This is a genomic window from Achromobacter sp. 46006 (assembly GCF_059761975.1).
Genome location: NZ_JCBANN010000066.1, coordinates 19,934 through 27,350, shown reverse-complemented (window position 1 = coordinate 27,350; position 7,417 = coordinate 19,934). Strand labels below are relative to the sequence as shown.

Annotated in this window: 5 protein-coding genes and 1 pseudogene; 5 read left to right on the top strand and 1 reads right to left on the bottom strand. The window is 71.3% G+C overall.

What is annotated here, in order from left to right; genetic code table 11:
* From AC6LKG_RS22685 to AC6LKG_RS22665, 5 genes and pseudogenes are all read left to right on the top strand, one after another.
* Positions 1-428, top strand: a pseudogene (locus AC6LKG_RS22685) (hypothetical protein); the annotation flags it as partial.
* Positions 429-632: 204 nt separating this feature from the next.
* Positions 633-1,103, top strand: a complete 471-nt coding sequence (locus AC6LKG_RS22680; protein WP_498168435.1) for a (2Fe-2S)-binding protein — start codon at positions 633-635, stop codon at positions 1,101-1,103.
* Complete coding sequence (locus tag AC6LKG_RS22675) at positions 1,103-3,409, top strand: xanthine dehydrogenase family protein molybdopterin-binding subunit (RefSeq protein ID WP_498168433.1); 2,307 nt, start codon at positions 1,103-1,105, stop codon at positions 3,407-3,409. The genes AC6LKG_RS22680 and AC6LKG_RS22675 overlap by 1 nt, the downstream gene beginning before the upstream one ends.
* Positions 3,396-4,010, top strand: coding sequence for a nucleotidyltransferase family protein (locus tag AC6LKG_RS22670; RefSeq protein ID WP_498168430.1), 615 nt, complete (start codon positions 3,396-3,398; stop codon positions 4,008-4,010). The genes AC6LKG_RS22675 and AC6LKG_RS22670 overlap by 14 nt, the downstream gene beginning before the upstream one ends.
* Positions 4,011-5,024 (top strand): XdhC family protein, encoded by a 1,014-nt coding sequence (locus tag AC6LKG_RS22665; protein WP_498168427.1) that lies wholly within the window; start codon positions 4,011-4,013, stop codon positions 5,022-5,024. It begins immediately after the preceding gene.
* Positions 5,025-5,034: 10 nt separating this feature from the next.
* Here AC6LKG_RS22665 and AC6LKG_RS22660 read toward each other — a convergent pair whose 3' ends face one another.
* On the bottom strand, positions 5,035-7,416 hold the full coding sequence (locus tag AC6LKG_RS22660) for a molybdopterin-dependent oxidoreductase (RefSeq protein ID WP_498168424.1): 2,382 nt from the start codon (positions 7,414-7,416) through the stop codon (positions 5,035-5,037).
* Position 7,417 lies beyond the last annotated feature (1 nt).

Below are 7,417 nucleotides of genomic sequence, written 5' to 3'. Positions count from 1 at the left end.
GGCCAGAACCGGCGCCGATTCTGGCCGGCCCGCCGGTGCACAGTGACGGGGCGGCCGTGGAGGCGCTGCGTGACCACTACACCGCGCATTGCCTGAGGAATGCGGTCCAGGCGTTCCGCCAGGAACAGGCGCGCCTGCTGGAGCGAGGCCTGGCGGTCAGCCAGGCGCTCAAGGATGAGCAGAGCGCCTTGCAAGCACGTGCGCAGGCGGCCAATGACCTGGGCACGATCCAGGGGCTGCTGCCGTTGCAGCCGTACCGCGTGGCCGCCGGTTTGCCGGCGATCCTGCCGCCGGCGCTGGTCATGGCTGCCAGCGCGGCGCAGGGGCCGGCGGTGGCGGCGGTGGCGGCGGTCGCCGCGCCGCGCAACGCCCCGGACGATGCGTTCGCCACCGATCCGGCCGCCCGGGCGCACACACGGCGCGGTTGAACCGCGCCCGGGCGGGCATTCCTGCATACAAAGCCGGCGCCTGCGCATAGAATCAGGCAGGAAATCCAGCGAAATGCACTACCGGCCGGCACTCCGATTGCGGAACAATGCCTGTGTGGCCCGCCACCCGGTCCACGCGGTGGCGTGGCGCCGCTGCGCCGGCGCCGGTACGCCATCCCCTTCCACCTCCATGAGGATTTCGCCATGACACGACTGCAAGTCAACGGCCAGGCCAGGGACGTCAGTGTTCCCGACGAGATGCCTTTGTTGTGGGTGCTGCGCGACGAGCTTGGCATGACCGGCACCAAGTTCGGCTGTGGCATGGCCCTGTGCGGCGCCTGTACCACCCATATGGATGGGCAGCCTATACGCGCCTGTGTCACGCCCGTGTCGGCGGTGGCAGGCCGGGCGATTGCCACCATTGAAGGCATGGATGCCGATCCGGTCGGCCGGACGGTGCAGCGCGCCTGGGTCGAGAACAACGTGGCCCAATGCGGCTATTGCCAGGCGGGCCAGATCATGACGGCGGTCAGCCTGCTCAAGGCCACGCCCGCGCCCACCGAGCAGCAGATCGACGATGCCATGAGCGGCAACATCTGCCGCTGCGGCACCTATCCGCGCATCCGCGCCGCGATCCGGCAGGCGTCGGCCAGCCTGGCCCAGGGAGGCCAGTGATGATGGACACGGCACAACTCGCGCGACGCGGTTTCCTCAAGGGCGGGCTGGGCGCGCTGACCCTGGCGGTGACGGGCAGCGGCCTGGTCAGCGCGGTCCGGGCGGCCGGGGCAGCGCCTCGCAAGTACGGCGCCGATTCCATGCCGGGCGGCACGGTGGATGATCCGTTGGCCTTCGTCTCGATCGCGGCGGATGGCACCGTCACCATCGTGGCGCATCGGGCTGAGATGGGCACCGGCGTGCGCACCAGCCTGCCGATGGTGGTGGCCGATGAACTGGAGGCCGACTGGGCGCGGGTCCGCGTGGTCCAGGCCGACGCCAACGAGGCACGCTATGGCAACCAGAACGTGGACGGCTCGCGCAGCGTGCGGCACTTCCTGATGCCGATGCGCCGGGTGGGCGCCGCCGCGCGCCAGATGCTGGAGGCTGCCGCCGCCGCGCGCTGGTCGGTGCCGCTGGATCAGGTGCGCGCGAGCCGCCACGAAGTCGTCCATGGCGCCAGCGGTCGCAGGCTGGGCTATGGCGAGTTGGCGGCCGAGGCCGCGCGCCTGCCGGTGCCTCCAGGCGAGGCGTTGCGGCTCAAGGCGCCTGCCGATTTCCGCTACATCGGCAAGAATCAGGTGCGCCTGGTAGACCTGGAGGCCATCGGCAAGGGCCAGGCGGCCTATGGCATGGACTGCCGCCTGCCCGGCATGGTGTACGCGGTGGTGGCGCGTCCGCCGGTGGTCGGCGGCAAGCCGCGCCGCGTCGACAGCGCCAAGGCGCTGGCCGTGCCCGGCGTGCTGAAAGTGGTGGAGATCCCGGCGATGCAAGGCGCGCCCGCCTTCCAGCCCCTGGGCGGGGTGGCGGTGGTGGCGCGCAATACCTGGTCGGCGATGCAGGGGCGGGCGGCGCTGGAGATCGACTGGGACGATGGTCCCAATGGCGACTACGATTCGGCGGCCTACCGGCAGACCTTGTCCGCCGCCAGCCGCGCGCCGGGCAAAGTCATGCGCGACCAGGGCGATGCGCCGCGGGCCTGGGCCCAGGCGGCGGACAGCGAACGGTTCGCCGCCGATTACCATGTGCCGCACCTGGCGCATGCTCCCATGGAACCGCCGGTGGCCACGGTGCGCATCCAGGGAGAGCGGGCCGAGGTCTGGACGTCGGTCCAGAATCCCGCCGCGGCACAGGATGCCGTGGCCCGAAGGCTCAAGCTGGACCCGGCGAACGTCAAGGTGAACGTGTTGTTGCTGGGAGGCGGATTCGGGCGCAAGTCCAAGCCCGACTATGTGGACGAGGCCGCCATCGTGGCCCGCGCGATGCCCCAAGGCACACCGGTCAAGCTGGTATGGACGCGCGAGGACGATATCCACCACGATTACCTGCACACGGTTTCGGCGGAGCGCCTGGAGGCCGTGCTGGACCAGGACGGCCGGGTGCAATCGTGGCTGCATCGCAGCGCCGCGCCCACGATCGGCTCCCTGTTCACCGAAGGCGCCCAGGGCGAGCAGTTGTTCGAGTCGGCCATGTCGGCCATCAACATGCCCTACGCCATCCCGAACGTGCGCGTCGAAACCGCGCCGGTCGCCGCGCATGCGCGCATCGGCTGGTTCCGGTCGGTGTCCAACATTCCGCACGCGTTCGCTGCGCAGTGCTTCATCGCCGAGCTGGCGCATCGCGCCGGCAAGGATCACCGGCAGTTCGCGCTGGACTTGATCGGGCCGGCGCGCCGGATCGACCCGGGCGCCCTGGGCGACACCTGGAACTACAGCGAATCGCCCGAACGCTATCCGTACGACACCGGCCGCCTGCGCGGCGTGATCGAGGCGGCGGCGCGCGGCGCCGGCTGGGGTCGCGAACTGCCGCGGGGGCATGGCCTCGGCCTGGCCTTCTGCTACAGCTTCATGAGCTATACCGCGACGGTGGTCGAGGTGGCGGTGGATGCCAAGGGCGAGGTGCGGGTGCTGGCGGTCGACATGGCGCTCGATTGTGGGCCGCAGATCAATCCCGAGCGCATCCGCGCGCAAATGGAGGGCGGCGCCATCATGGGCCTGAGCCTGGCCTTGCTGGGCGAAATCACCTTCGAGCGCGGACGCGTCAAGCAGAACAACTTCTACGATTATGAAGTGTTGCGCCACGCGGCCTCGCCGCGCGTGATCCGCACCCACCTGGTCAACGACGACCACGGCCTGCCGCCGGGCGGGGTGGGCGAGCCGCCGGTGCCACCGGTGGCGCCGGCACTGTGTAACGCGATATTCGCGGCCACCGGCGAGCGCGTGCGCGACCTGCCGGTACGGACGGTAGCCGGGCATGGACCGGCATGACGCCGCGGACGCGGCCCCCGGGCGCGCCGGCCTGCCTACGGTCATCGTGTTGGCCGCCGGCCGGGGCGAGCGCTTCACGCGTTCCGGTGGCGCCACCCACAAGCTGGAGGCGCCGCTGGCCGGCATGACTGTGCTGCAACGGGTGTTGCGTACCGTGGCGCAGTCGGGTCTGCCTTGCCATGTGGTGCGGGCCGTGGCGGAAGACAGCGCGGCCGGCATGGGGGATTCGATCGCCCGGGGCGTGCGCGCCACGGCCCGCGCCGCGGGCTGGCTCATCCTGCCGGGCGACCTGCCGTTGGTCGGCGCCGACAGCCTGCTGCAGGTCGCCGCCGCGCTCTCGTCCAGCCCGGTGGCGCTGCCGTTCTGGAACGGCCGGCAGGGGCATCCGGTCGGCTTCGCGCCGAGTTGTTACGCGGCGCTGGCGCAATTGCATGGCGACCGGGGCGCGGCGTCGATCGTGGCGGCGCACCGCCAGGCCGGCACGCTGTGCGCGCTGCCCCTGGCGGACCCGGGCATCGTCGAAGACGTCGACACCGTGGCCGACCTGGCCCGGGCAGAGGCGCGGCTCGCCGCCGGCGCGCCGCCACGGGGAGCGCATTGAATGGAAAGTGTCGACGTGCGCGTGCTGCGCGCCGCCCGCGACTGGGCCATGGCGGGCGACCGGGTCCTGTTGGCCACGGTGGCGCGGACCTGGGGATCGTCGCCGCGCCCGGCCGGTTCGATGATGGCGCTGCGCGAAGACGGCCGCTGCGTCGGTTCGGTGTCGGGCGGTTGCGTCGAGGACGACCTGGTGTCGCGCTATACCCGCGCCCATGGCGGCCCCGGTATGCCGCGGGCGCGGCCCGAGCGGTTGCGCTATGGCGTGGCGGCGGACGAGGCGCGGCGCTTCGGCCTGCCCTGTGGCGGCACGCTGGAGTTGTTGCTCGAGTTCGATCCCGATGTGTCCGCGCTCGACGCGCTGTTGCGGCGGCTCGAAGCGGGGCAACTGACGCAGCGCACGGTGGATTGCGCCACGGGCGCGGTGACGCTGGCCGCTGCCGACGCGCCGGCGGCGCTGCGCTTTGACGGCGCGGTGCTGTCGAACACGTTGGGGCCGCAGTACCGCATGCTGCTGATCGGCGCGGGCGCGCTGGCCGAGTACGTCTCGACCATGGCGCTGTTCAACGATTTCGCGGTCACGCTATGCGACCCGCGCGCCGAATTCCTGGGCGCCTGGCCGGTGCCCGGCGTGCAGCTCACCAGCGAGATGCCCGATGACGCGGTGCGCGCGCTGCGCCCGGACACGCGCACCTGTATCGTGGCGTTGAGCCACGATCCGAAGCTGGATGACCTGGCGTTGCTCGAAGCGCTGCACAGCCCGGCCTTCTATGTGGGCGCGATCGGCTCGCGGCGCAATACCGACCTGCGCCGCCAGCGCTTGATCGAGCACTTCGACGAAACCGAGGAATCGCTGCGGCGCCTGCGGGCGCCGGTCGGCATCCATATCGGCAGCCGCACACCCGCGGAGATCGCCGTAAGCGTGATGGCCGAGGTGCTGGCCGTGAAGAACGGCGTGGCACTGCCGCCGGCGCTGTCGGTGGCGGCCGCCAAGACGCGGTCCCAGGCGCCGGCCTAGACGCCGCGTTTCAATTGCTTGCGCGCGGCACGTCCGGACGCGCAAGGCCATGGCCTGGTGGCCGGCCATCGCCAGCGGCCCGCGCGGTGGGCGGCTCGAAGGCCCGGATCGGCGGCAGGTCGCCGGCATGGCGCTCGATCTGCACGGCCGTCAGTTGTCCGCAGCAGCCTTGCGCCAGCGAAGAGGTGCCAGTGTCGCGGGTCAGGATATTGGGATTGCCGTGGCCGCACAGCAGCACGTCGCCCTGGTCGTCGCGCACCGGGTCGTACCAGGCGCCGGTCGGCAATTGCGCCACTCCCGGCATGATCGCCTCGCTGAGGGTGGCGCTGGCCAGGCAGGCGCCGCGCTCATTGAACAGCCGCACGATGTCGCCTTCGCCGATGCCGCGGGCCGCGGCGTCGCGGGGATGCAGGGTGCAGACTTCGCGGCCCTGGCGTTTTTGCGCGGCGCTGTGGGCGCCGAAGTCCAGTTGGCTGTGCAAGCGGGTGGCGGGCTGGTTGGCCACCAGGAACAGCGGATGCGCGGCGGTGGGCGCGTCATGCGGCGCCAGCCAGGCCGGATGGCCCGGGCAGTCGGCATAGCCGAAGCCGGCGATCGTGGGAGAACTGATCTGCACCTTGCCGCTCGGCGTCGGCAGCGGCTTGCCCTGGCGGAGCGCGCGCAGGATGCCGCCGTCGTCTTCCTGTTGCGGCAATGCCAGCTCGCCGCGCGCCCAGAACTGGTCGAAGTCCGGCGCTTCCAGGCCGCGCTCCTGCAGGGCGGCGCGGGTTTTTTCGTACAGGTGGCGCAGCCATTCGGCGCTGGTGCGCCCTTCGGTGAAGGCGGCGCGGGTGCCCAGCCGTTCGGACAGGTCGGCGAAGATGTCGTAGTCGTCGCGCGCCAGGCCGTGGGGGGCGGCGATGCGGTGCATGGCCACCAGCAGGGGGTCGGTGGGCGCGCCGCCGATATCCTCGCGTTCCAGCGTCATCGTGCAGGGCAGCACGATGTCGGCATGGCGCGCGGTGGCGGTCCAGCCCAGTTCATGCACCACGAAGGTGTCGAGCGTGGCAAAGGCGCGCGTCAGGCGCTTGAGATCCTGGTGATGGTGGAATGGGTTGCCGCCGGCCCAATAGGCCAGGCGGATGTGCGGATAGTCCTGGCGCTTGCCGTTGTAGTCGAAGGGCTCGCCGGGATGCAGCAGCATGTCGGCGATGCGCGCCACCGGGATGAATGCCTTGACGCCGTTCACGCCCTGCGGCAGCGATGCCACCGGCACGGCATTGCTGCGCTTGCCGTAGTGCGCCAATGTGCCGAGCGCATAGGCGTAGCCGCCGCCCGGCAGTCCCAGTTGCCCCAGCGCGGCGGCCAGCACGGCGCCCATCCAGACCGGTTGCTCGCCATGTTCGGCGCGTTGCAGGGAGTGCGCCACGGTCACCAGCACGCGCTTGCCCGGCAGCAGCCGCGCGATCCGCCGGATATGCGCGGGCGGCACGCCGCAGATCGGGGCGGCCCAGGCCGGGTCCTTGGGCTGGCCGTCCGTGCGCCCCATCAGGTAGTCTTCGAAGCCGTCCCATCCCTCGCAGAAACCGTCCAGGAATGCGCGGTCGTGCCAGCCGTTGGCGACCAGTTCGTGCACCAGCGCCAGCATCAGCGCCACGTCGGTGCCGGGAATGGCGGCGATCCACTCGGCGGTGGCATCGGCCGGCAGGTCGGAGGCCAGCGGGCTGATATTGAGAAAGCGGCAGCCGCGCCGCGTGGCCTGGCGCATCGATTCGTGTTCGATATGACGGCTGATGCCGCCGCTGGCCACGCGCGAATTCTTCAGCGCCATGCCGCCGAAAGCCAGCACCACGTCGGTGTGCGCGACGATCTGCTCCCAGGTGACGTTGCGCCGCGCCACGTCGTCCAAGCTGCCCAGGATGTGCGGCAGGATCACCCCCGAGGCGCCGGCGCTGTAGCTGTTGACCGAGCGCACATAGCCCCCCAGCGCGGTGTTCAGGAAGCGGTGTACCTGGCTCTGCGCGTGATGGAAGCGGCCCGCGCTGGACCAGCCGTAGGAGCCGCCGAACACCGCCTGCGGACCGTGCCGGTCGCGCACCCGCCGCAGTTCGGCGGCCAGCAGGTCCAGCGCCTCGTCCCAGCCGACCGCCACGTAGTCGTCGCGTCCCCGGCGCGCATCCGGCCCCGGGCCGCGTTCGAGCCAGCCACGCCGCACCATCGGCGTGGTGACGCGCGCGCGATGATCGAGCGCGTTGGTGAAGTTGTCGATCAGCGGGTTGGGATCGGGATCGCCCGGATGCGGCTGCACGTCGAGCGCGCCGTCTTTCCAGGCGGCGGAGAACACACCCCAATGGGCGCTGTGGGGCTTGCGGGCGCTGTCGGGACGGCGCGGGCGGGAAGCGGTGTCGGGCATG

Coding starts and splice junctions, on each gene's coding strand:
- AC6LKG_RS22680 (WP_498168435.1), top strand. CDS start 633: ATGACACGACTGCAAGTCAACGGCCAGGCCAGGGACGTCAGTGTTCCC.
- AC6LKG_RS22675 (WP_498168433.1), top strand. CDS start 1,103: ATGATGGACACGGCACAACTCGCGCGACGCGGTTTCCTCAAGGGCGGG.
- AC6LKG_RS22670 (WP_498168430.1), top strand. CDS start 3,396: ATGGACCGGCATGACGCCGCGGACGCGGCCCCCGGGCGCGCCGGCCTG.
- AC6LKG_RS22665 (WP_498168427.1), top strand. CDS start 4,011: ATGGAAAGTGTCGACGTGCGCGTGCTGCGCGCCGCCCGCGACTGGGCC.
- AC6LKG_RS22660 (WP_498168424.1), bottom strand. CDS start 7,416: ATGCCCGACACCGCTTCCCGCCCGCGCCGTCCCGACAGCGCCCGCAAG.